The following is a 20,590-nucleotide window of genomic DNA, read 5'->3' on the forward strand; positions in this document are numbered from 1 at the left end:
GTTCAGTATCCCAAGGCCGCGTCGGCGCAGGTGTCGGGCCGCCGGCCCTCCTGCACCGTCTTCAGGTTCTCCAGGGTTTGGCGGGCGATCGCGGCGGCCGGCGTGCGCGTGGCGATGTGCGGCGTGACCAGCACGTTGCGGTGGCGCCATAGCGCATGCTCGGGCGGCAAGGGCTCCTGCGGCGTGGCGTCCAGCGTGGCATGGGACAGCTGGCCGCTGTCCAGCGCCGCCAGCAGGGCCTCCGGATCCAGGTGTTCGCCACGGCCCGCGTTGACGACGTGGGCGCCGCGCGGCAACTGCGCGAAAGTGGCCGCGCCCAGGAAGCCGCGGGTCTCGTCCGTCAAGGGCAGCAGGCAGACCAGGGTGTCGGCCTCGGCCAGCAGGGCGGGCAAACCGCCGGCGCCATGATGCCCGGTGATATCCGCGGGCAGATCGGGTTTGGGCGTGCGGCTCCAGCCCGATACGCGGTAGCCCAGGGCCGACAGCGCGCGCGCTGCGGCCAGGCCTAGCCGGCCCAGTCCGGCGATGGCGACGCGGTGCTCCGACGGCGGCACGATGGGGCTTTCACGCCAGATGCCTGCCGCGCAATTGCGCACGTAATCGGGAAAGTGCCGGTGATGGTTGATCACGGCCCAGGCGACGTAGGTGCTCATGCCCGCGGTCATGCCGGCTTCGGACACGCGGCATACCGGCACCTGGCGCGGCACCGCGGGATCGGTGTAGATATGATCCACGCCCGCGCCTATGGACTGGATCAGGCGCAGGTTGGGCAGCGTGGCCAGCAGGCCGGCCGGGGGCAGCCAGCAGACCGCCGCGTCTATCCGGGCCGGATCGCCCAGATCGTCCGCGGTACGCCATTCGATATCGGGCCGCAGGGCCTGGAACGCGGGTACCAGGTAGCGCATATCCAGCACCCGGCTCAGCAGCGCGATGCAGGGCGGCCGGTCTGTGGCCGCGGCGGAATGCAGGACCGCGCTCATGCCGCCACCTCTACCAGGCGCGAGCGGCCCGTGAGCCGCGCCCGCCCGGAAATGATGCTGGCGAAGTCGGGTACGGCCTGCACCAGTTCTCGCGTGTAGGCCTGGCTGGGCGCGCGGATGACCTGCGCGGCGGGGCCGCATTCGATGATGCGGCCTTGCTGCATGACGGCGATGCGGTCGCACATCTGCGCCGCCACGCGCAGGTCGTGGGTCACGAACAGCATGCTGAGCTGGAACTGCCTGCGCACATTGGCGAACAGGTCCAGCACCTGGGCCTGCACCGATACGTCGAGCGCGGATACGGGCTCGTCCGCCACGATCAGTTCGGGTTCGGAGGCCAGCGCGCGCGCGATGCCGATGCGCTGGCGCTGGCCGCCGGAGAACTCATGCGGATAGCGGTTGGCGGCGTCCGGGTTCAGGCCGACCAACCGCAGCAGTTCGGCCGCGCGCTCGCGGGCGCGTTGTGGCGCCATGCCTTGCGCCAGCGGGCCGGCCATGATCGAGCGGCCGACGGTGTGGCGCGGATTGAGCGAGGCCTGCGGGTCCTGGAAGACCATTTGTACGCGTCCCGGCGCCGGCCGCGCGCCGCGGGCCTGGCCATTGAACAGGATCTCGCCCTCATCCTGCGCCAGCAGGCCGGCGATGCAACGGCCCAGCGTGGATTTGCCGGAGCCGGATTCGCCCACCAGGCCCAGCACCTCGCCGCGCTGCAGGGTGAAGCTGATGCCGCGCATGGCGGCGGTTTGCCGGGCGCGCCGGAACAGGCCGCCGCCGGACGCATAGGTCTTGCTCAGGTCGCGCACGTCCAGCAGCACCGGCTGCGGCTCGACGGCGCAGTCTGCCGCCGGCATGCCATGCGGAATGGCGGCGATCAGCTTGCGGGTGTAATCGTGCCGCGGATTGCCGAGGACATCGGCGGCGTCGCCGGCCTCGACGATTGCGCCCGTTTGCATGACGGCCACGCGGTCCGCGATCTGCGACACCACGCCAAAGTCATGCGTGATGAACAGCACCGCCGTGCCTTGCCTGGCCTGCAGGTCGCGGATCAGTTCCAGGATCTGCGCCTGGGTGGTGACGTCCAGCGCCGTGGTGGGTTCGTCGGCGATCAGCAAGGCCGGTTCCAACATCAGCGCGCACGCGATCATGACGCGTTGGCGCTGCCCGCCCGACAGGCGTCCGGGGTAGCTGGCGGCGATGCCCTCGGGGTCGGGCAGACGCACGTCGCGCAGGGCCGCGAGGATGCGGGCGCGCTTTTCGGCGGGCGCGAGCTTCAGGTGCGCGTCCAACGCTTCCTCGAGCTGCTCGCCGATGCGCATGACGGGATTGAGGGCCGACATCGGGTCCTGGAAGATCATGCCGATGCGGTTGCCGCGCAGCGCGCGCCATTGCGGCTCCCGCAGCGCCAGCAGGTCCTGGCCTTGGAAGGCGATGCTGCCGGCCACGGGCGCCACCAGGGGCTGCGGCAGCAGACCCATCACCGCATTGGCGATCATGGATTTTCCCGAACCGCTCTCGCCCACGATGCACAGCGTCTCGCCGGCCGCGACCGACAGGCTGACTTCCTTGACGGCGAGGGCACGGTCGGCGCCGGCGGGCAGGCGGACGCTCAGGCCGCGGATGTCCAGCAACGATGGCGTGGGCGTCATGCGCGGCTCCTTGCGTCCAGGCGGGTGTTCAGGCCGTCGCTTAAGCCCGCGCCCACGAGGTTCAGCGCCAGCACGGTCAACAGGATGGCCACGCCCGGGAACAGGCTGATCCACCAGGCCTGGCGCAAGGCGGTACGCGCCGCGCCTATCATGTAGCCCCAGCTCATGACGTTGGGGTCGCCCAGGCCCATGAAGCTGAGGCTGGATTCCAGCAGAATGGCGGTGGCCACCATCAGCGAGCCCATGACCACGATGGGCGCGGCGGCGTTGGGCAGGATCTGGGTGACGATGATGCGCAGGTTGGATTCGCCCGCCAGGTGCGCCGCGTGGACGAAGTCGCGATGGCGCAGCGTCAGGAATTCGCCGCGCACCAGGCGCGCCACGGGCGGCCACGAGACCAGCGCGATGGCGGTGACGATGGATCCCACCGAGGGCTGGAATATCGCCACCAGCACGATGGCCAGCGCAAAGCTGGGGATGGCCTGGAACAGTTCGGTGAAGCGCATCAGGCCGCTGTCGATCCAGCCCCCGTAGTAGCCGGCCAGGGCTCCCACGGACACGCCGATCAGCAGGCCGGCCAGCGTCGAGATCAGTCCGATCAGCAGCGACACGCGCGCGCCATAGGCCAAGCCCGAGCCGATGTCGCGGCCCATGGTGTCGGTGCCGAAGGGCAGGCTGGCCATGTCCAGCGGCGGCAGGAAGGGGCGTTGCACCATGGCCCAGGGATCATGCGCCGCGATCAGCGGCGCGGCCAGCGCCAGCAGCAGCACCGCGGCCATCACGGCCAGGCCGGCCAGGGCGCCCTTGTTGCGGCGGAAGCGCCGCCAGAATCCGTTGTTCATTGCAGTTCTATCCTCGGGTCGGCCAACGTGTAGAGCAGGTCGGTGACGATGTTGAACGCCACGGCGAGTGCGGCAGTGATCAGGAAGGTGCCCAGCAGCAGGTTGTAGTCGCGTTGCACCAGGGCGTCGAACATCAAACGGCCGATGCCGGGCCAGGCGAACACGGTTTCGATCAGCACGGTGCCGCCCACCATGGAGCCGGCCTGGATGCCGGCCAGGGTGATGACGGGCAGCAGCGCGTTGCGCAGGATGTGGTGGCGCTGGATGCGGCGCGGCGACAGGCCCTTGGCGCGCGCGGTCTTGACGAAGTCCATCTGCGCCACTTCCAGCATGGAGGTGCGCGTCATGCGCGCGTAGACCGCCATGTAGAACAGTGCCAGCGTGGCCGCGGGCAGCGCCAGGTGGCGCGCGATGTCGGCCGCCCGCGCCAGGCCCGAGTAGCCCGCGCCCACGGTTTCGAAGCCGAAGCCGGGCAGCCATTCCAGCTTCACGGAAAACAGCAGCACCGCCATCAGCGCCAGCCAGAACAGCGGCGTGGCGTAGAACAGCATGGACAAGGTGCTGACCAGGCTGTCGACCCAGGTCCCGGCGCGGGCGCTGGTCCACGCGCCCAGCGCCACCCCCGCGCTCAGCGAGATGACAAAGGCTGTCATGGTCAGCAGCAAGGTGGCCGGCAGGCGCTCGGCGATGAGGCTCATCACCGGCCGCTGCTGGCGGTAGGACTCGCCCAGGTCCAGCCGCGCGGCATGGCCCAGGTAGTTCGCCAATTGCTGTGGCAGGGGCTTGTCGAGCCCGAAGCGCTCGCGCAGCTGCGCCATGAAGACCTCGTCGGCCGCGCCGGCTTCGCCCGCCATGACGGTGGCAGGGTCGCCGGGCGCAGCGCGGATGAGCAGGAAGTTGATGACCGCGATCAGTGCCAGCACCAGCAGGCCCTGCACCACACGGCGCATCAGGTAAGCGAGTTTCTTCATGGCGTTCCCCCGGTACGGATGGCCGCGTCAGGCCAGCGTGGCGCGCGCCAGGCTGTCGTTCAAGCCTATGCCTGAATTGATCAGGTTTTTGATGTTGTTGCGGTACAGAGTGGGGAACTGCAGTTCCAGCAGCCAGGCCACCGGCACCTCGTCCACCAGCACCCGCTGCACTTCCTCGTACAGGCGGCGGCGCGCTTCGGGGTCGGCTTCGCGTGAGCCGCGCTCGAACAGGTCGTCGACCTTGGGATTGCTGTAGCCCTCGACGTTGTTCCAGGGCGAACCCTTGGCGATGGCCGACGTGAGGTAGTTGCGGGCCACGCCCAGCGCCGCGTCACCGTACTGGTAGAGGTAGCAGAAGGCGATGTCGTAGTCCCAGTTGGCGGTCTTTTCGCTCCATCCGGCCACGTCGGTGGCGGTCATCTCCAGCTTGATGCCGGCTTCGGCCAGGTTCTGGCGCGCGATTTCGGCAAAGCGCTGCCAGGTTTCGCCATAGGGCAGCGGCAGCAGGCGCAGGGTCTGGCCCTTGTAGCCGGCCTCTTTCAGCAGCTGTTTGGCGCGCGCCAGGTCGCGCGGATACTTGGTGACTTCATCGGTGTGGTAGCGCACGGTGCTGTTGAACGGACCCGTGGCCACCTTGCCGAAGCCGTACCAGGCCACGTTGCGCATGGCCTCGCGGTCCAGCGCGTACATGATGGCGCGGCGCACCCGCACGTCGGCCAGCACCGGGTTGCGGTTGTTGAGCCACATGAAGGAGTGGGGGCCGAAGAACTCCCAGCCCTTGGTGGTGATTTCGACGTTGGGCAGGCCCTTCAGGCGGGCGATGTCGAAGTACTCGACGGTGCCGCCGGGCAGCACGTCCAGCTTGCCGGACTCAAAGGCCGCCGAGCGCGAGGCCGCGTCCGGGATCACGTGGAAGTACAGCGTGTCCACGTTGGGCACGGCGGGTTCGTGGTATTGCGCGTTGCGCACCAGCTGGATGTACGAGCCGCGGCGCCATTCCTTGAACTTGTAGGGACCGGTGCCGATGGGGGTGTTGTTGGCCGGGTTGTTCTGGAAGTCCGTGCCTTCGTAGATGTGGCGCGGCACCATGGGCATGGTGCCGACCTCGAACAGCCCCAGGAAGGGCGCGAAGGGGCGCGGCAGGCGGAACTCCACCGTATGGTCGTCCAGCGCCTTGATGCTGTCCACGAAGGCCAGGCCTGCGCGCAGGCGCGCATGGGTCTTGCGCAGGAACTGGTCGACGCTGAACACCACGTCGTGCGCGTTGAACGGCTTGCCGTCATGCCACAGCACGCCTTGCTTCAGCGTGAAGGTGTACACGGTGGCCGTATCGTTCACCGTCCAGGAGGCCGCCAGGCCGGGCATGGGCTCCAGCTTTTCGTCGTAGCGCAGCAGGCCCTCATAGATGTTGCCGCCGATCATCTGGGTGGGACCGTTCTGGATGATGCCCAGCATCAGGCCGGACGGCTCCGGCTGCACGGCGATGTTCAGCACGCCGTTGCGGGCGGCTGCGGCCCATGCGGGCAGGGCGGCGCTGCCGCTCCACCATCCAGCCGTGGCAGCGCTGGCGATCAGAAAGTCGCGACGATTCATGAGGTTCTCCTGGAGTCGGGGAGCGGCGCGGGCGGTTCAGGCGCGCGGCGCGGCGGGAACGCTGGACGGGGGCGTCACCAGCTTGAGCAGCGCGCGCCATTCGCGTTCGCTGGGATCGGTGGAGCCGGGCAGGCGGTTGGTGTCGCCGCTGGCGTACTGCCGGGCGGTCTTCTCGCTGACTTGCGGGCTGACGGGGTAGGTCGCCTGGCCGGTTGCCTGGATCGCCAGCTGGACGCGGCAGGCGCGGTCCAGGTTGAGCATGAGGATGAAGGCTTCGGCGACGGTGGCGCCGACGGTCAGCAGGCCGTGGTTGCGCAGGATCATGGCCTTGTGCTGGCCCAGGTCCGCGACCAGGCGTTCGCGTTCCTCCAGGTCCAGGGCGATGCCTTCGTAGTCGTGGTACGCGACGCGGCCGTAGAACTGCAGCGCCCACTGGTTGACCGGCTGCAGGCCGCAGGCCAGCGAAGACACGGCCACGCCGGCGACGGTGTGCGTGTGCAGCACGCAGCCGGCTTCGGGGCGGCCCATATGCACGGCGCTGTGGATGGTGAAGCCGGCAGGGTTCACGTCATAGGGTGTGGGCGCGACGGCGACGCCATCCATGCCGACCTTGACCAGCGAATCCGCGCTGATGTCGCGGAACAGGTGGCCGTAGGGGTTGATCAGGAACGCGCCTTCCTCGCCCGGCACCCGCGCCGAGATATGGGTGTAGATGCTGTCGTCCATGCCGAAATGGGCGGTCAGCCGATAGCACGCGGCGAGATCCTGGCGGGTCTGCCACTCTGCCGCGCTCATGGACTGCGGCGCGGTGTCGAGGGAAGTGACCATACATGCGTCCTTGGTGAGTTCGGCCGCGGTGGCGGACCGGATGCGAAGGATTATGCGTCGATCGTCAACTGTCGACAGTTAGCAGTAACACTGATATGCTATTGAAAAATGGGGTGCTATATAGCTGACGCCTTGTGCATTTCCACACCCCAGACCGAGACAGAATCCGCCATGCCCGCCACTCCGGACCCCGCAACTCCCTTCGAATCCGTCAATGTTCCCGACCTGGTCGGCGTGGTCGAGGACCGGCTTACCCAGGCCATCGTGCAGGGCCGGCTGCCGCCCGGCAGCCGCGTGGTCGAAGCCGAGATCGCGCGCCAAATGGCGATCAGCCGCGCGCCGGTGCGCGAGGCTTCGCGCCGCCTGGAGCGCCAGGGCATCCTGGTGTCCAAGCCGCGGCGCGGCTTCTTCGTGCGCGACATGTCGGTGCGCGAGGTCGACGACCTGTTCCAGGTGCGCCTGAGCCTGGAACTGACCGCCGTGGCGGCGGCCTGCCAACACGCGGACGCCGCTGGCCTGGCACGCCTGAAGGACCTGCTGGCGCTGATGATGGCCGAGGCCGCGGACGCGCCGCAGCACCGCCGCATCGAACTGGACCTGAGCTTCCACACCCTGATCTGCGAACTCTCGGGCAATGCCTATCTGCTGCGCCTGTTCTCCAGTACCCAGACCGAGATGCGCATGATCATTTCGCTGATCGACAACGTCTACCAGGATCCGGAGATGGTGGCGGCCACGCACCAGCCCATCCTGGACGCGCTGGCGCGACGCGACGTGGAGGCCGCCCAGGCCTGCATGAAGGTCCATCTGGACGATGCCTGGCAGCACGTCCGCAACCTGTTCGTCTCGCAGCATGGCGGGCCGGGCGACAAGACTCGGGGCGCAGCAAAACCATGAAGGTCGTCTACAGTGACAAGCACCACCTCCACGATCCGCAATTCTTCATCGCGCGCGGCAAGGTCAAGCGCAGCAATGAGCAGCCCGAGCGCGGCGCCCGCTTGCTGGCCGCGGCGCGCGGCGCGGGGCACGAGATCATCGCGCCGGACGAGCACGGCGCCGGCCCGCGCGCCGCCGTGCATACGCCGCAGTACCTGCGCTTCCTGGAAACCGCCCATGCCCGCTGGCGCGAGCTGCCCGACGCCTCGGACGAGGTGATCGCGAACGTGCATCCCTTTCCGGGCGAACCCTGCGCCTATCCCGAACACATCGTGGGCCTGGCGGGGTATCACATGGGCGATACCGCGTGTCCGATAGGCGCGGGCACCTGGGAAGCGGCGGTCTGGTCCGCGCATTGCGCCACCCATGCCGCGCGGCTGGTGCTGGACGGCGAACGCGCGGCCTACGCGCTGTGCCGCCCGCCCGGACATCATGCCTACACCGAACGCGCCAACGGCTTCTGCTACCTGAACAACACGGCCATCGCCGCGCAGTACCTGAGGAGCGTGCATCAGCGGGTCGCGATCCTGGACCTGGACGTGCACCACGGCAACGGCACCCAGGGCATTTTCTACCGCCGCCCGGATGTGCTGACGGTGTCGCTGCATGCGGACGCCTACAACACCACACCGTTTTTCGTGGGCCATGCGCACGAGACGGGCGAAGGCGACGGGTTGGGCTACAACATCAACCGTCCCTTGGCTGTCGGCACGGGCGACGCGGGCTATCTGGCCGCGCTGCGGCGGGTTTGCCTGGAGATCCAGGCGTTCGCGCCGGGGGCGCTGGTGGTCGCATTGGGGCTGGACGCGCACGAGAAGGATCCCTACAAGGGACTGGCCGTGACCACCGACGGGTTCGCGGCCATCCTGGCCCAGGTGGCGTCGCTGGGCCTGCCCACCGTGCTGGTGCAGGAGGGCGGCTACCTGTCGGACGACCTGGGGCCGAACCTTGCCAGTGCGCTGCGCGGCTTCGAGTCGGCCGCGTAGACGCGCCCTGCGTTTACCCGCAGCGCTTGCGGATCCAGCGCCGCGCCCTGGCAAGGGCCTTCGATGCAGAGCCCGTCCTCGAAGCGGAACAAGGCCGAATGATGCGCGCACATCAGCACCCGGGCCTCATAGGTCAGGACCGCGCCGTGCGCGGCGTTCAGCGTGACGGAGAAATGCGGGCAGCGGTTCAGGTAGCCCCAGACCGACTGCCCGCGCCGCAGCAGGATCACCGGCTGCCCGCCCATGTCCAGCGTCAGCGAGCCGCCGTCCGGAATGTCCTCGACCCGGCACAGCGCTGCCTCCGCTGCGGATTCAAGCGCGGGGCAGCACGAAGTCATAGCGCCCCTCGTGGAAGTCCGAATCGAATCCATGGCGCCGGCCCAACGCCGAATCCGCGTGTTGCCGGTCGTATTGCAGCACCAGCGTAGGCTTCACGCCGAACACCGCGTCCGACTCGAGATACGGATCCGCGGCATTGAACAGATGGGTGACCAGCCGCTGCTGCCCCGGCGCGTCGATCATGAAATGCAGGTGCGCGGGCCGGAAGATGTGGCGGCCTGTCGCCGCCATCATGCGGCCGACCGGACCGTCGCCCGGGATCGGATAGGACACCGGCAGGATGGTGCGGATCGCGTAGTAGCCGTCCTCGCCGCTGCGGTAGCGTCCCCGCAGATTGCCTTGCGGCTGCTCCAGGTCCTGGCCCGAGTACATGCCGTTGGCGGCCGTCTGCCACACGTCGAGCACGGCGCCAGCCAGCGGCCGGCCTTCGGTGTCGCGGACGTACCCGTGTACCAGCGCGGGCTCGCCGGGCGTCTGCGCCATGTCCTCGCCGGCCGCGCGTTCGGGCATGCCGGCGATGTAGAAGGGGCCGAACACCGTGCTTTCGGTGGCCTGGCCGGGCTTGCGGTGGTTGATGGCGTCCACCAGCATCGACACGCCCAGCGTGTCGGACAGCAGGATGAACTCCTGCCGCACCGCGCCGTCACAGATCTGGCCGGTGTCGGTCAGGAACCGGATCGCAGCCATCCATTCGGCCTCGGTGGGTTCGACGTCGGCAACGAAGGCGTGCAGGTGCCGCACCAGCGACTGCATCAGCTGGCGCAGCCTGGGGTCCGGCGTCTGGGCGAAGGCTGCGGCGACCGTGTCGGTCAAGGCGGTTTCGGCGTTCGGCAGGGCAGGGTTCATGGCGGCTCCTCAGCGCTTGAAATGCGGCGGCACGGCGGCGTCCACATTGACCCACACGGACCTGGCCTCAGTGTAGTCATGCATGGCCTCGAAGCCCATCTCGCGGCCATAGCCCGACTGGCCCACGCCGCCGAACGGACTGCCGGGATTGACCCGCTTGTAGCAGTTGATCCAGCACATGCCGGCGTGGATGGCGCCCGCCAGCTTGTGGGCGCGCGCCAGGTCGCGCGTCCACAAACCGCTGCCCAGGCCGTAGTCGGTGGCGTTGGCGATGTTCAGCGCTTCCTCGTCGCTGCCGAATCGCAGCACGGTGACGAATGGGCCGAACACTTCTTCCTGCGCGACGCGGTCCTGGGGCCTGGCTTCGACGATGGTGGGCGCGACGTAGTAGCCGCGGGCCAGCTCGCCGCCCGGCGCCGAGCCGCCCGCCAGCACGCGCGCGCCCTGTTCGGCGGCAATGTTCACGTAGGACAGCACCTTGTCGCGGTGCTGGGCCGAGGTCAGCGGACCCATTTCGGTGTCGGGCGAGCGCGGATCCCCCAGGCGGATGGAGTTGGCCAGCGCCGTGAAACGCTCCAGGAAGGCATCGGCGATCTTCTCGTGCAGCATCAGCCGCGAGCCCGCGATGCAGGCCTGGCCCTGGTTGTGGAAGATGGCCCAGGCCGCGCCGTTGATGGCGGCGTCGAGGTTGGCGTCATCGAACACGATGTTGGCGCCCTTGCCGCCGAGTTCCAGCTGCACGCGCTTGAGATTGCCCTGGGACGCCTGCACGATGCGGCGGCCGGTGGCGGTGGATCCCGTGAAGGCGATCTTGCCCACGTCGGGATGTTCGGCCAGCCGCTGTCCCGCCGTGTGGCCGTAGCCGGGGACCATGTTGACGACGCCTGCGGGAAAGCCCGCCTGGGCCATCAGTTCGGCGATGCGCAAGGTCGACAGCGGCGTCAGTTCAGACGGCTTGAGCACCACTGTGTTGCCGGCCGCGAGCGCGGGGCCGAGCTTCCAGCTGGTGAACATCAGCGGGAAATTCCAGGGCACGATCTGGCCGACCACGCCAATGGGCGCGCGCTGCACGTAGTTGAGGAAGCCGGCTTCCACCGGGATGACGCTGCCTTGCAGCTTGTCGGCCATGCCGCCGAAGTAGCGGAAGCAGCCGGCGGTGCGCGGCACGTCCAGGCCGCGCGTGTCGCGTATCGGATGGCCGGTGTCCAGCGTTTCCAGCTGCGCCAGTTCTTCCGAGTTGGCTTCGATCAGGTCGGCCAGCTTGAGAAGCAGGCGGCCGCGTTCGGCGGCGGCCATGCGCGACCAGGCGGGAAAGGCGCGCTGCGCGGCCGCTACGGCGCGGTCCACGTCTTCGGCTTCGGCCGCGGCGATGGCGGTGATGAGGGTGGCGTCGTGCGGGTTGAGCACGTCTATCGTGCCGCCGGCGGCGGCGTCCACGAAGCGGCCGTCGACAAAGAGTTTGTTCTGCATGGCTCTGGGTACGTAATGAGTGGAAGGGGGCGGATTCAGAACGCGACCGGGTAGGGCGCGAGTTCGCCGCTTTCGTAGCGCTGGGGCAGGTCGGGGGTCGCGTTTTCCCAGACCAGCAGCATCGAGCGTTTGGTGGAATAGCCCTGATGACGGATATCGGCGGGCATGGCGCAGATGTCGCCGGCGCGCATGGTGACGCGGGCGCGCGGTGCGCCGGTGTCCTTGTCGCCGATGTCCCAGACAATCTCGTCGGACAGCTGCAGGAACCATTCGACGCGGTCGTTGCCATGGAACACCGGCAGGATGAATTCCTCGGTGGTCGGGCAGAACAGGCTGGCGCCGCAAACGGACGTGACGGAAGGATTCCAGGTGACGTCCGAGCGCGACAGGTATTTGAACAGGCTGAACGCATGCAGCGCGCCTTCGTAGCCCGGTTCGGCATGGATCTGCGGCTCATCCTGGGTCACGTCGGCGAAGGCCCGGTTGACCGGCAGGTCGTCGCGCAGCGGCGAGTCTTCCGGCAGGCCCGGCATGCGCCGCGTGGCGATGCGCGAGCGCTCGATGGCGGCGATATTGTCGCCGTGCTTGCGGCCGAAGGCCGAGCCGGTCTCCTCGGGCGCGGCAAAGGGATCGAAGCCTTCGTTGGTCCAGTCGTGCAGCATGGCTTTGAAGGTGGCCATGATGAGCGGGGTGTCGAAGGTCTCGGTGTAGTCCACGCCTGCCGCCTTCATGACGCCGTTGAACGAACCGGCGTACACGTCCACCTTGCCGTAATGGTTGCGCGTGCCGAACACGTGGTCGAAGTTGACCCAGCCGTAGAAGAAGCCCCAGGCCACGTCGCGCATCAGCGCGCGCAGGAAGGCATCGGCCGGGATGGCGTGGGTGCGGATCTGGCCTTTGGAGGGCCAGTGGACTTTGACGAAGTATTCGTCGCGGATGAAGGTGAACGCGCCCAGGTCGAAGCGCTTGTAGCCGGTCGCGGCGTCGGCGGCGCCGGCGGCGACTTTACCGGCGGCGAAAGAGGGAGCGTGTGTGTCCAGCATGGCCATATCGGTACTCCTGAAGGAAAAGAGGGGGCTTATTGCAGGCAGATGTCCGCCCACTTCTCGACGGACAATTCGCCCGCGCGGGTCTGTATCAGCAGCACGCCCGGATACGGCGCGGTGAAGCGGTAGGCGCAGCCGGCGGGCAGCAGGCATTGGTGCCCGCGACCCAGCAGCACGCGGCCCATGGGCTTGCCGGCGGGAGCCTGGCCGGCCAGCACGGTGCCGTCCGCGGTGGCGGGCGGCTGGTCCAGGGCCAGGAACTCGACCTGGGCCTGGCCGTCCATCAGGATGGCGAACTCGTCATGGCTGCACGCGTACCAGGGCGACACGCCCTCGGCGCGCAGGGTTTCGATGACGTACTCCAGGTTCTTGCCGACCACGACTTTTTCGTAGGGCGCGGAGTTGGCCGCCACCTCGAAGATGTTGGAAAAGACGTAGTGGCGCGGCGAGCCCTGCGTGATCTCGATCGAGCCCTTGCGGTAGTCCTTCAGCGAGCCGAAGACGGTGGCGGGTGTTGCGGCGTTCATGTGGCCTCCTGTGTCGGGAAATGCCGTGCGCGCGGCGGAAGTGGCGCGCACGGCGGGAGCGGTGCGGGCGGGTCAGTCCACCTTGAGGTTGATCTTGCGGATGACTGCAGTCCATTTGGCGGCGTCCTCGCGCAGGCGCAGCGCGGTGGCGTCGGGCGATTCGGGCTGCGGATCCAGGTCGTTGCCTTGCAGCTTCTGCTTCACCTCGGGAAGCGCCAGGGCTCGCACCACCTCTTCATTCATGCGTTGCACGATGGCGGCCGGCGTACCCTTGGGCGCGAACAGCATTTCGCGGAAGGTGGCGTCGTAGCCGGCCACGCCCGCCTGCTGCATGGTCGGCACGTCCGACGCCTGGACCGAGCGCGCGCTGCCTGACACCGCCAGCCCATAGAGCTTGCCGGCCGCGACGTAGGGCGCGACCACGGGCGACGCCAGATAGCCGCAGGGCACTTGCCCGGCCAGCACGTCCTGGGTGGCGGGCGACGGCCCCTTGTAGGGCACATGCAGGATGTCCAGCCCTGCGCCCGACAGATAAAGCTCCATGGCCAGATGGCCCGGCACCCCCTGGCCGCCGGAGGCATAGCTGAGCGCGCCGGGTGTCTTCCTGGCCTGCGCGTCCAGCTGCGCCAGCGTGCGCAGGCCCGTAGCGGGCGAGCACACCAGCATCTGGTTGAAGTTCGCCAGCGCGACTACGGGCGTCAGGTCGTCGGCCGTGAAGTTCAGCTTGCGGTAGATGGCCGGGTTGATGGTGACGACCGTGTCCGGCGCTTCGAGAAAGGTGTAGCCGTCGGCGGGCGACCGGGCCACCGCTTCGGCGCCGATGTTGCCGCCCGCGCCCGGGCGGTTCTCGATGATGACCGGCTGCTTAAGCGACTGTCCCACGGCGTCGGCCACGATGCGCGCCGCCGTGTCGCCCGGCGACCCCGCGGGAAAGGCGACCACGATGCGGATGGCGCGCGTGGGCCACTCCTGCTTCGGCTGGGCGTGCGACGCCGTGCTGGCGGCCACACAGGCTGCCAGCGCAAGTAAATGCGGTTTCATGCTGTCTCCTGACGATTATTTTTCAGGCGTCCTGGTCCGGGCGCGCTGCGCTACCACCTGCCGATATGGATGCCGGCCGATTCCTCCTTGCGTGTCCATCCCGTCATGGCGGCGTGGCTGACGGTGGGGTGGATCTTGCGGTTGCGCAGCCAGTCGAACAGCATGGCCTGGTAGCGTTCCCGGATGGGCGCGTGCGCGGGATCCGCGCCCAGGTCGTCGTATTCGTCGGGGTCGGCGCGCAAGTCGAATAGCTGCGGGCGCAGGCCTTCGAAATGGACGTACTTCCAATCGTGGTCGCGCACCATGATGGTGTGGCAGCCGTCGGCGGGGCGGCCCAGCGGCTCGCGCACGAAGTCGCGGAACGCGTAGTTGTTTTCCGAGTACACGGCGCGGCGCCAGTCTGCCGGTTCCTCGCCGCGCAGCAGCGGCAGCAGGGAGCGTCCTTCGAGGATGTGGTCGGGGATCTCCGCGCCCAGGGCGTCCAGGATGGTGGGGACCAGGTCTATGGCTTCCACCAGCCGCGATTCCACGGCGCCGCGCCGGGCGCCGTCGCCAGGCAGGCGCACGATCAGCGGCACCTTGGCCACGCAGTCGTGGAACAGCTCTTTTTCGCCCAGGTAGTGATCGCCCAGGTAGTCGCCATGGTCGCTGCAGAAAATGACCATGGTGTCCTGGTCGCGGCCGCTGCGCCGCAGATAGTCGAACAGCACGCCCAACTGGTCGTCGAGCTGCTTGATCAGGCCCATGTAGGTGGGTATCACGGTCTCGCGCACCTGGTCGCAGGAGAAGTTCCTGCTGACCTCCGCCTGGCGAAAGCCATGCAGCACGGGGTGCGCATTCTCCAGTTCGCGCGCAATGCGCTTGGCCGCCAGCATGTCGTCGGTCGAGTACATGGCGTGGTACGGCGCGGGCGCGACATAGGGCCAGTGCGGCTTGATGTAGGACAGGTGCAGCACCCAGGGCTGCTCGCCGCTCTGCTCCATGAACTCGATCGCGCGCCGCGTCATGTAGGGCGTTTCGGAGTCCGTCTCGGCGACGCGCGCCGGCAGGCCGGCATAGCGCATGTTCCAGCCGGACAGGATCTCGCCGTTGGCGCCCAGCGCCGAATTGGCGTGGTCGTGCCAGGGGTTGGCGCCGTCGTAACCTTGCTGGAGCAGGTACTGCGTGTAGCGGTGCGATTCATCGCTGAAGCCCGGCGGCCAGATGCCGTCGTCGCGGTCATAGGGCTCGAACCCGCCTTGCGCCGCCAGGATGCCCGTGGCGCTCGCCGGGTCCATATCCAGGCGCCGCATGCCGGCCTTGTCGGCTTCCACGTGGGTCTTGCCGGCCACCGCCACGCGCACGCCCAGCGGGCGCAGATAGTCGCCCAGCGTCATTTCGCTGACCGGCATGGGCACGAAATTCCACACCGCGCCGTGGCTGGTGACATAGCGGCCGGTGTAGTAGGACATGCGCGACGGACCGCAGACCGGCCCTTGCACGAAGGCATTGTCGAAGCGCACGCCTTCGGCGGCCAGGCGGTCGATATTGGGAGTGCGCAGGCGCGGATGTCCATAGCAGGACAGATAGTCCCAGCGCAGTTGGTCGCACATGATCCAGAGCACATTGCGTACAGCCTGTCCGCTCATTCCCGCCTCTCGTCCGGTTCCGCCAGCCACCACGGCTTTCGATAGACGCCACGATATTTCGAGGGGGCTGGGCGGCTCAAGCAGGTTTTGCTAGAGTTTCACTGGGTGAAATTTCCAGATATGCGGAAAGAGGGCGCAATGAGCCGTTGGACGCCGAAGGTGAAGACCATAGACGCGCTGGAGCGCGGCCTGATCGTGCTGGACGAAGTGCGCGCCACGCAGGGCGCAAGCCTGCAGGAATTGCATGTGCGCACCGGCTATGCCAAGGCCACGCTGCTGCGCATCCTGGCGACGCTGCAATTGCGCGGGCTGATCTGGCGGCGGATCGCCGACGACTATTTCTGCCCGGCCAGCTCGCTCAATGAACCCAGCCGGCGCGCGCGCGTGCTGGACCTGCTGGGTCAATGCGCGGCGCCCGAGCTGGACCGCCTGCAGGCGGAGGTGCTATGGCCGTCGGACCTGACGGTGCGGCGCGGCAGCGCCATGATCGTGCGCGAAACCAATCGCAGCCAGTCGTACTTCACCATCCGCCGCGACAACATCGGCTTCCAGATCAACATGCTGCGCTCCGCGGTGGGGCGGGCCTATCTGGCGTTCTGCGCCGACAAAGAGCGCGATTCGATCCTGGAGGCGTTGCGCCGCAGCCGCCGCGAGGGCGACGCGCTGGCGCACGATTGCGCCGCCGTGGCCAAGCTGCTGGAGCAGACGCGCCGCCAGGGCTATGCCCTGCGCGAGCAGCGCTTCGGCGGCGACTACGACAAGACCCGCAAGGACCAGAACGACAGGCTGGAGGCCATTGCCGTGCCCATCATGGCGGCGCCGGGAAAGCTGTACGGCTGCGTCAACATCGTGTGGATCCAGGGCGTGCGCTCGACCGGGCAGATGGTGGAGCAGTGTCTGGAGCCGCTGTGCCGCACGGCGCGAGCCATCTCCGCCGGCATGGTCCGGCGCACCTGAACGACCGTCGACCATCGCTAGCGCATGCGCCAATCCGGCGTCTGCCCCGCGTGGCGCGGCGCTTGCGCGCGTCCGGTTGCAACGGGCTGGGAACAGGCCTAGTTCAAGTAATGTTTTTTTAATGTACTTAAAATATAAAAAACCTAGGGTTTACACGAATAATATCAACGAAATTTTCATTCTATAAAGCATTATTGTTTTTTTTATGTATTTATAGAGATGAAAATTGCTCTGTTGGGCTGCGGCGAGGTCGGTTCCTGCTATGCGCAGGCATGGAGCGCCGCCGGGCATACGCTGGTCGGGATCTGCGAGTTGCGGCAGGACGAGGAAATGGCGGGACGCGCCCGGCGTCATGGCGCCGGATTGCACGCCGGGCCCGGCGCATGGCTGGGCGAGGCGGACATCGTCGTGTCGGCGGTGTACGGCCATGCGGCGCTGGAGATGGCGCGGCAGAGTTTTCCGCATATGCGCCATGACGCGGTCTATGCCGACTTCACGACGGCCAGCGCGCCCGACATGCAGGCCGCTTCGGCGGCCGCCGCCGAACGGAATATCGACTTCACCGACGTCGCGATCATGGGCGCGATTGCCCTGTTGGCGGAACGTACGCCCTTGCTCTGCGCCGGGACCGGCACGGACGCGGTGCTGCGGCTGGCCGGGAGCGGCGGGGCGCCGGCGCGCGCCATACAAGGCGCGGCGGGCGATGCCGTGCGCCTGAAGCTGCTGCGCAGCATCATGACCAAGGGGATGGAAAGCCTGGCGGTGGAATGCCTGGTGGCGGCCGAATCCATGGGATTGAGAGCCTCGCTTTACGAGGTGCTGGCGGATATAGACCAGACGCCGCTTACGGCCTTCATGGATTCGTTTGTCCGATCCCACGTGCTGCATGCCCAGCGCCGGCAGGCGGAAGTCCGCGAAGCCCGCGAGCAACTGATCGAGGCGGGACTGGAGCCCCTGGTTCTGGACGGCGTCGAACGGCTTTTCAGCCGCACCAGCATGGGCATCCAGGACGCGCGGGCGAGTGGCGATTTCAATCTGCCGGATTCGGTCGAGGCGCGCCTGGCCTGGCTGACGGCTTTGGCGCGCGAGCGCTGAGCGTCTCGCTGTAGCGCGACGCAGCAACGGCATATCCAACAAGAATCAACTGTGCGAGGAAGACAATGAAGGCTCTGAAGAAACTCCTGGCGGCAACGCTGGTGCTGGGTTGCGCCGCCGCGAACGCGGCGGATATGGGCACGGCGCCCATCACGCTCATTTCCCCCTTCCCGCCGGGCGGCGGCACCGACACGCTGACCCGCATGATCGGCAGCGCGATCGGCCAGGACCAGGGTTGGAACATGGTGGTGGAGAACAAGCCGGGCGCCGGCGGCAACCTGGCGCTGGACGCTACCGCCCGCGCGCGCCCGGACGGCCATACGCTGGTGATGGCCCAGACCGACAACATCGTGCTGAATCCCTGGCTCTACAACAAGCTCAGCTACGACACGTTCAAGGATTTCCGGCCTGTCGGTCCCGTGGCTACATCGCCGAGCGTTTTCGTGGTCCTGCCCGAATCCCCGTTCAAGACGGTCGGCGATGTGGTCAAGGCAGCGCAAGCTCGCCCTGGTCAGGTTTCGCTCGGCATTCCCGGCATCGGCGGCACTGGCGACCTGACCGGCTATCTCTGGCGCAAGGCCGCGAACATGGAGTTGATGCATGTGCCTTACCGGGGCTGGGGCCAGGCGTTCCCGGACCTGGCCAGCGGCCGCATCGACATGTATGTGGGCTCCGTGGCTTCGCTGCTGCCGCAGATCAGAGGCGGCAAGGTCCGCGCGCTGGCGGTGGTTGCCAAGGAACGCGCGCCGGCCTTGCCCGACGTGCCCACGTTCGCGGAAAGCGGATTCAAGACGATAGACCAATCGATCTGGTGGGGCCTGATGGCTCCCGCCAAGACGCCGGACGACGTGGTTGCCGCGTTGAACAAGGCCTTGCAGCAGGTCCAGTCCCAGCCCGAACTGGTGAAAAAGCTGGAAGACGCCGGCTATAGCGTGCTCAAGGGCTCGCCCGAGGACCTGGCTCGCCAGCACCGGGCGGACCACGAGATCTTCGGCAAGGTCGTGCAGGACGCCGGCATTCCCAAGCAGTAATGGCAACGCATTGCAATTCCCGACAGGAGCAAAAATGATCGGCTTTGAGATCCATACCCGCAAGCGTGCGGCAAGCAAGCAAACCGTGGACAAGTTCAAAGGCGTGCCGGTCGCCAACATCAGCGACTGCATGTCGCGGATGACGGCCGGCGGCGCGCGCTTGCAGCCGATGCACGATGGCAGCCCGCTGGCCGGTCCGGCCCTGACCGTGCGCACCCGTCCTGGCGACAATCTGCTGGTGCACAAGGCGCTTGACCTGGCGCAGCCCGGCGACGTGATCGTGGTGGATGCGGGCGGCGACCTGACCAACGCCATCATCGGCGAAATCATGACCAGCTACGCGCAGACGCGCGGCATCGCAGGCATCGTGATCAATGGCGCGATCCGCGATAGCGGCACCATCCGCCGCGGCGCGTTTCCGGTCTATGCGGCCGGCGTGACCCACCGGGGACCCTACAAGGACGGGCCCGGCGAGATCAACTGCGTCATTTCCCTGAACGGCATGACGATTGCGCCGGGCGATCTGATCCTGGGCGACGAGGACGGCCTGCTGTCGATTCCGTTCGAGCAGACGGAAGCGGTCTATCTCGCTGCCGCGTCCAAGCACGAACTGGAAACGAAGATGCTGGCCGACATCGCGGCGGGATCGCTGGATACCTCCTGGGTCGATGCCCGGCTCAAGCAGCTGGGTTGCACGGAGGCGCAGTCGTGAGCGTGACGGCGCGGCCGCCGGGCAGCATGCGCATCGTCCGGCTGGATCTCTGGATCGACCCTGCGTTCGACGCTTGCATCCAGGGTGAGCCCCGCTTGAGCGTTGAAGTACTGCCTGCGCGCGACGAGACGATCACGGCGGCGGGGCTGGCCGGCGCGCATGCCTACCATGTCAGCGCGGCAAAGGACGAAGTCCCCGCGCGCTGGCAGGTGTCGGAAAGCCTGCTGGCGCAGTGTCCGGCACTGCTTTGCGTTTCCTCGGGCGGCGCGGGCTACGACACCGTGGATGTAGCGGCCTGCACGCGGGCCGGGGTGGCCGTGGTGAATCAGGCCGGCGCCAACGCCGCGTCAGTGGCGGAAATGACGTTCGCCTTGCTGCTGTCGCTGGTCAAGCGCCTGCGTGAATCCCAGGCCGCGCTGCTGGCGGGATCCGCCGCCTCGCGCGAGGCCCTGATGGGGCGCGAGATCGAGGGGCGCGTGCTGGGCATCGTGGGCATCGGCGAGATCGGCCGCAGAGTGGCGCGCGTTGCCGCCGGCTTCGGCATGCGGGTGATGGCATGCGACCCGCTGCTGTCGCCCGAGGAAATCCGCTCTCGCGGCGCCGAGCCCGTGAGCCTCCCGCAACTGCTCGAACAGGCCGACGTGGTGAGCCTGCATTGCCCGCTGAATGACGACACGCGGGGCATGATCGGGACCGCGGCGTACGCCAGGATGCGTCCCGGCGCGCTGTTCATTTCGACCGCGCGCGGCGGCATCCATGACGAGCAGGCGCTGCTTGCCGCCTTGCAGGACGGGCGGCTGGCCGGCGCGGGGCTGGATGTCTGGAACGAGGAGCCTCCCCCGCCCGGGCATGGCCTGCTGCTGCGTTCCGATGTCGTGGCGACCTACCACACGGGAGGCGTCACGCACGAAGGCCGGCGCAAGGTCGCGCAAGGGTCCGCCAGCCAGATCATGGAAATGTTGGCCGGACGCCGCCCCGAACGGCTGCTGAATCCGGAGGTCTGGCCCAGGTTCCTGGAGCGGCTTGCGCAACGCCAGTATTGACGCAGCCAGGCGCGATTGCCGGGATGGGCTTCCGGTATAGTTCGAGAACCCTGATCTGGAGTCATGCGCCATC

At 67.7% G+C, this 20,590-nt stretch carries 20 protein-coding genes; 7 read left to right on the forward strand and 13 right to left on the reverse strand.

Features of this window, described 5'->3' with window-relative positions; genetic code table 11:
• Positions 1-2 precede the first annotated feature (2 nt).
• From IPU70_RS19330 to IPU70_RS19355, 6 genes are read right to left on the reverse strand one after another with little or no spacing between them, the layout of a single operon-like run.
• Entirely contained in the window at positions 3-980 is a 978-nt protein-coding gene (locus IPU70_RS19330) for a glyoxylate/hydroxypyruvate reductase A (RefSeq protein WP_207469430.1), read from the reverse strand.
• Positions 977-2,626, reverse strand: coding sequence for an ABC transporter ATP-binding protein (locus tag IPU70_RS19335; protein WP_207469431.1), 1,650 nt, complete (start codon positions 2,624-2,626; stop codon positions 977-979). Before IPU70_RS19335 ends, IPU70_RS19330 begins: the two co-directional genes overlap by 4 nt.
• Entirely contained in the window at positions 2,623-3,468 is an 846-nt protein-coding gene (locus tag IPU70_RS19340; protein WP_207469432.1) for an ABC transporter permease, read from the reverse strand. Before IPU70_RS19340 ends, IPU70_RS19335 begins: the two co-directional genes overlap by 4 nt.
• Positions 3,465-4,439 carry an ABC transporter permease gene (locus tag IPU70_RS19345; RefSeq protein ID WP_207469433.1) on the reverse strand — a complete coding sequence of 325 codons (975 nt, stop codon included), beginning with the start codon at positions 4,437-4,439 and terminating at the stop codon, positions 3,465-3,467. The genes IPU70_RS19340 and IPU70_RS19345 overlap by 4 nt, the downstream gene beginning before the upstream one ends.
• Positions 4,440-4,466: 27 nt before the next feature.
• The gene (locus IPU70_RS19350) at positions 4,467-6,032 is read right to left on the reverse strand and encodes an ABC transporter substrate-binding protein (RefSeq protein WP_207469434.1); all 1,566 of its coding nucleotides are present in this window, start codon (positions 6,030-6,032) and stop codon (positions 4,467-4,469) included.
• 36 nt (positions 6,033-6,068) lie between these two features.
• The gene (locus IPU70_RS19355; protein ID WP_242702590.1) at positions 6,069-6,860 is read right to left on the reverse strand and encodes a class II aldolase/adducin family protein; all 792 of its coding nucleotides are present in this window, start codon (positions 6,858-6,860) and stop codon (positions 6,069-6,071) included.
• Positions 6,861-7,031: 171 nt separating this feature from the next.
• Here IPU70_RS19355 and IPU70_RS19360 point away from each other — a divergent pair, with 171 nt between their 5' ends.
• Positions 7,032-7,757 carry a GntR family transcriptional regulator gene (locus IPU70_RS19360; protein WP_242702591.1) on the forward strand — a complete coding sequence of 242 codons (726 nt, stop codon included), beginning with the start codon at positions 7,032-7,034 and terminating at the stop codon, positions 7,755-7,757.
• A complete protein-coding gene (locus tag IPU70_RS19365; protein ID WP_207469436.1) occupies positions 7,754-8,782 on the forward strand; it encodes a histone deacetylase family protein in 1,029 nt (342 codons plus the stop codon). The genes IPU70_RS19360 and IPU70_RS19365 overlap by 4 nt, the downstream gene beginning before the upstream one ends.
• Here the strand turns inward: IPU70_RS19365 and IPU70_RS19370 are convergent.
• The 7 genes from IPU70_RS19370 to IPU70_RS19400 form a co-directional block, all read right to left on the reverse strand.
• Positions 8,716-9,120 (reverse strand): Rieske 2Fe-2S domain-containing protein, encoded by a 405-nt coding sequence (locus IPU70_RS19370; RefSeq protein WP_207469438.1) that lies wholly within the window; start codon positions 9,118-9,120, stop codon positions 8,716-8,718. The genes IPU70_RS19365 and IPU70_RS19370 overlap by 67 nt on opposite strands.
• Positions 9,095-9,967, reverse strand: coding sequence for an intradiol ring-cleavage dioxygenase (locus IPU70_RS19375; protein ID WP_207469440.1), 873 nt, complete (start codon positions 9,965-9,967; stop codon positions 9,095-9,097). Before IPU70_RS19375 ends, IPU70_RS19370 begins: the two co-directional genes overlap by 26 nt.
• A 9-nt stretch (positions 9,968-9,976) precedes the next feature.
• Positions 9,977-11,437: an aldehyde dehydrogenase family protein gene (locus IPU70_RS19380; RefSeq protein WP_207469442.1), complete on the reverse strand. Its 1,461-nt coding sequence runs from the start codon at positions 11,435-11,437 to the stop codon at positions 9,977-9,979.
• Positions 11,438-11,472: 35 nt separating this feature from the next.
• Positions 11,473-12,486 (reverse strand): hydroxyquinol 1,2-dioxygenase, encoded by a 1,014-nt coding sequence (locus IPU70_RS19385; RefSeq protein ID WP_207469443.1) that lies wholly within the window; start codon positions 12,484-12,486, stop codon positions 11,473-11,475.
• Positions 12,487-12,515: 29 nt separating this feature from the next.
• The gene (locus tag IPU70_RS19390; protein ID WP_207469445.1) at positions 12,516-13,010 is read right to left on the reverse strand and encodes a hydroxyquinol 1,2-dioxygenase; all 495 of its coding nucleotides are present in this window, start codon (positions 13,008-13,010) and stop codon (positions 12,516-12,518) included.
• Between the two features lie 72 nt (positions 13,011-13,082).
• Positions 13,083-14,051 carry a tripartite tricarboxylate transporter substrate binding protein gene (locus IPU70_RS19395; protein ID WP_207469447.1) on the reverse strand — a complete coding sequence of 323 codons (969 nt, stop codon included), beginning with the start codon at positions 14,049-14,051 and terminating at the stop codon, positions 13,083-13,085.
• Positions 14,052-14,101: 50 nt separating this feature from the next.
• On the reverse strand, positions 14,102-15,679 hold the full coding sequence (locus IPU70_RS19400; protein WP_207469449.1) for an alkaline phosphatase family protein: 1,578 nt from the start codon (positions 15,677-15,679) through the stop codon (positions 14,102-14,104).
• A 138-nt stretch (positions 15,680-15,817) separates the two neighbouring features.
• Between IPU70_RS19400 and IPU70_RS19405 the strand changes: the two genes are divergently transcribed.
• The 5 genes from IPU70_RS19405 to IPU70_RS19425 all read left to right on the forward strand — a co-directional run bounded on the left by IPU70_RS19405 (position 15,818) and on the right by IPU70_RS19425 (position 20,517).
• Positions 15,818-16,636, forward strand: a complete 819-nt coding sequence (locus IPU70_RS19405) for an IclR family transcriptional regulator C-terminal domain-containing protein (protein ID WP_207469450.1) — start codon at positions 15,818-15,820, stop codon at positions 16,634-16,636.
• A gap of 219 nt (positions 16,637-16,855) precedes the next feature.
• Positions 16,856-17,731, forward strand: a complete 876-nt coding sequence (locus IPU70_RS19410) for an NAD(P)-dependent oxidoreductase (RefSeq protein WP_207469453.1) — start codon at positions 16,856-16,858, stop codon at positions 17,729-17,731.
• Positions 17,732-17,796: 65 nt separating this feature from the next.
• On the forward strand, positions 17,797-18,762 hold the full coding sequence (locus tag IPU70_RS19415; protein WP_207469455.1) for a tripartite tricarboxylate transporter substrate binding protein: 966 nt from the start codon (positions 17,797-17,799) through the stop codon (positions 18,760-18,762).
• Between the two features lie 34 nt (positions 18,763-18,796).
• Positions 18,797-19,474 (forward strand): RraA family protein, encoded by a 678-nt coding sequence (locus IPU70_RS19420; protein ID WP_207469456.1) that lies wholly within the window; start codon positions 18,797-18,799, stop codon positions 19,472-19,474.
• The gene (locus IPU70_RS19425; RefSeq protein WP_371819005.1) at positions 19,471-20,517 is read left to right on the forward strand and encodes a hydroxyacid dehydrogenase; all 1,047 of its coding nucleotides are present in this window, start codon (positions 19,471-19,473) and stop codon (positions 20,515-20,517) included. The genes IPU70_RS19420 and IPU70_RS19425 overlap by 4 nt, the downstream gene beginning before the upstream one ends.
• The last annotated feature ends 73 nt before the right edge of the window (positions 20,518-20,590 follow it).

The sequence above is a fragment of the Achromobacter sp. SD115 genome (assembly GCF_017355315.1).
GTDB lineage: Bacteria > Pseudomonadota > Gammaproteobacteria > Burkholderiales > Burkholderiaceae_B > Achromobacter > Achromobacter xylosoxidans_B.

Coding starts and splice junctions, on each gene's coding strand:
- IPU70_RS19330 (WP_207469430.1), bottom strand. CDS start 980: ATGAGCGCGGTCCTGCATTCCGCCGCGGCCACAGACCGGCCGCCCTGC.
- IPU70_RS19335 (WP_207469431.1), bottom strand. CDS start 2,626: ATGACGCCCACGCCATCGTTGCTGGACATCCGCGGCCTGAGCGTCCGC.
- IPU70_RS19340 (WP_207469432.1), bottom strand. CDS start 3,468: ATGAACAACGGATTCTGGCGGCGCTTCCGCCGCAACAAGGGCGCCCTG.
- IPU70_RS19345 (WP_207469433.1), bottom strand. CDS start 4,439: ATGAAGAAACTCGCTTACCTGATGCGCCGTGTGGTGCAGGGCCTGCTG.
- IPU70_RS19350 (WP_207469434.1), bottom strand. CDS start 6,032: ATGAATCGTCGCGACTTTCTGATCGCCAGCGCTGCCACGGCTGGATGG.
- IPU70_RS19355 (WP_242702590.1), bottom strand. CDS start 6,860: ATGGTCACTTCCCTCGACACCGCGCCGCAGTCCATGAGCGCGGCAGAG.
- IPU70_RS19360 (WP_242702591.1), top strand. CDS start 7,032: ATGCCCGCCACTCCGGACCCCGCAACTCCCTTCGAATCCGTCAATGTT.
- IPU70_RS19365 (WP_207469436.1), top strand. CDS start 7,754: ATGAAGGTCGTCTACAGTGACAAGCACCACCTCCACGATCCGCAATTC.
- IPU70_RS19370 (WP_207469438.1), bottom strand. CDS start 9,120: ATGACTTCGTGCTGCCCCGCGCTTGAATCCGCAGCGGAGGCAGCGCTG.
- IPU70_RS19375 (WP_207469440.1), bottom strand. CDS start 9,967: ATGAACCCTGCCCTGCCGAACGCCGAAACCGCCTTGACCGACACGGTC.
- IPU70_RS19380 (WP_207469442.1), bottom strand. CDS start 11,437: ATGCAGAACAAACTCTTTGTCGACGGCCGCTTCGTGGACGCCGCCGCC.
- IPU70_RS19385 (WP_207469443.1), bottom strand. CDS start 12,486: ATGGCCATGCTGGACACACACGCTCCCTCTTTCGCCGCCGGTAAAGTC.
- IPU70_RS19390 (WP_207469445.1), bottom strand. CDS start 13,010: ATGAACGCCGCAACACCCGCCACCGTCTTCGGCTCGCTGAAGGACTAC.
- IPU70_RS19395 (WP_207469447.1), bottom strand. CDS start 14,051: ATGAAACCGCATTTACTTGCGCTGGCAGCCTGTGTGGCCGCCAGCACG.
- IPU70_RS19400 (WP_207469449.1), bottom strand. CDS start 15,679: ATGAGCGGACAGGCTGTACGCAATGTGCTCTGGATCATGTGCGACCAA.
- IPU70_RS19405 (WP_207469450.1), top strand. CDS start 15,818: ATGAGCCGTTGGACGCCGAAGGTGAAGACCATAGACGCGCTGGAGCGC.
- IPU70_RS19410 (WP_207469453.1), top strand. CDS start 16,856: ATGAAAATTGCTCTGTTGGGCTGCGGCGAGGTCGGTTCCTGCTATGCG.
- IPU70_RS19415 (WP_207469455.1), top strand. CDS start 17,797: ATGAAGGCTCTGAAGAAACTCCTGGCGGCAACGCTGGTGCTGGGTTGC.
- IPU70_RS19420 (WP_207469456.1), top strand. CDS start 18,797: ATGATCGGCTTTGAGATCCATACCCGCAAGCGTGCGGCAAGCAAGCAA.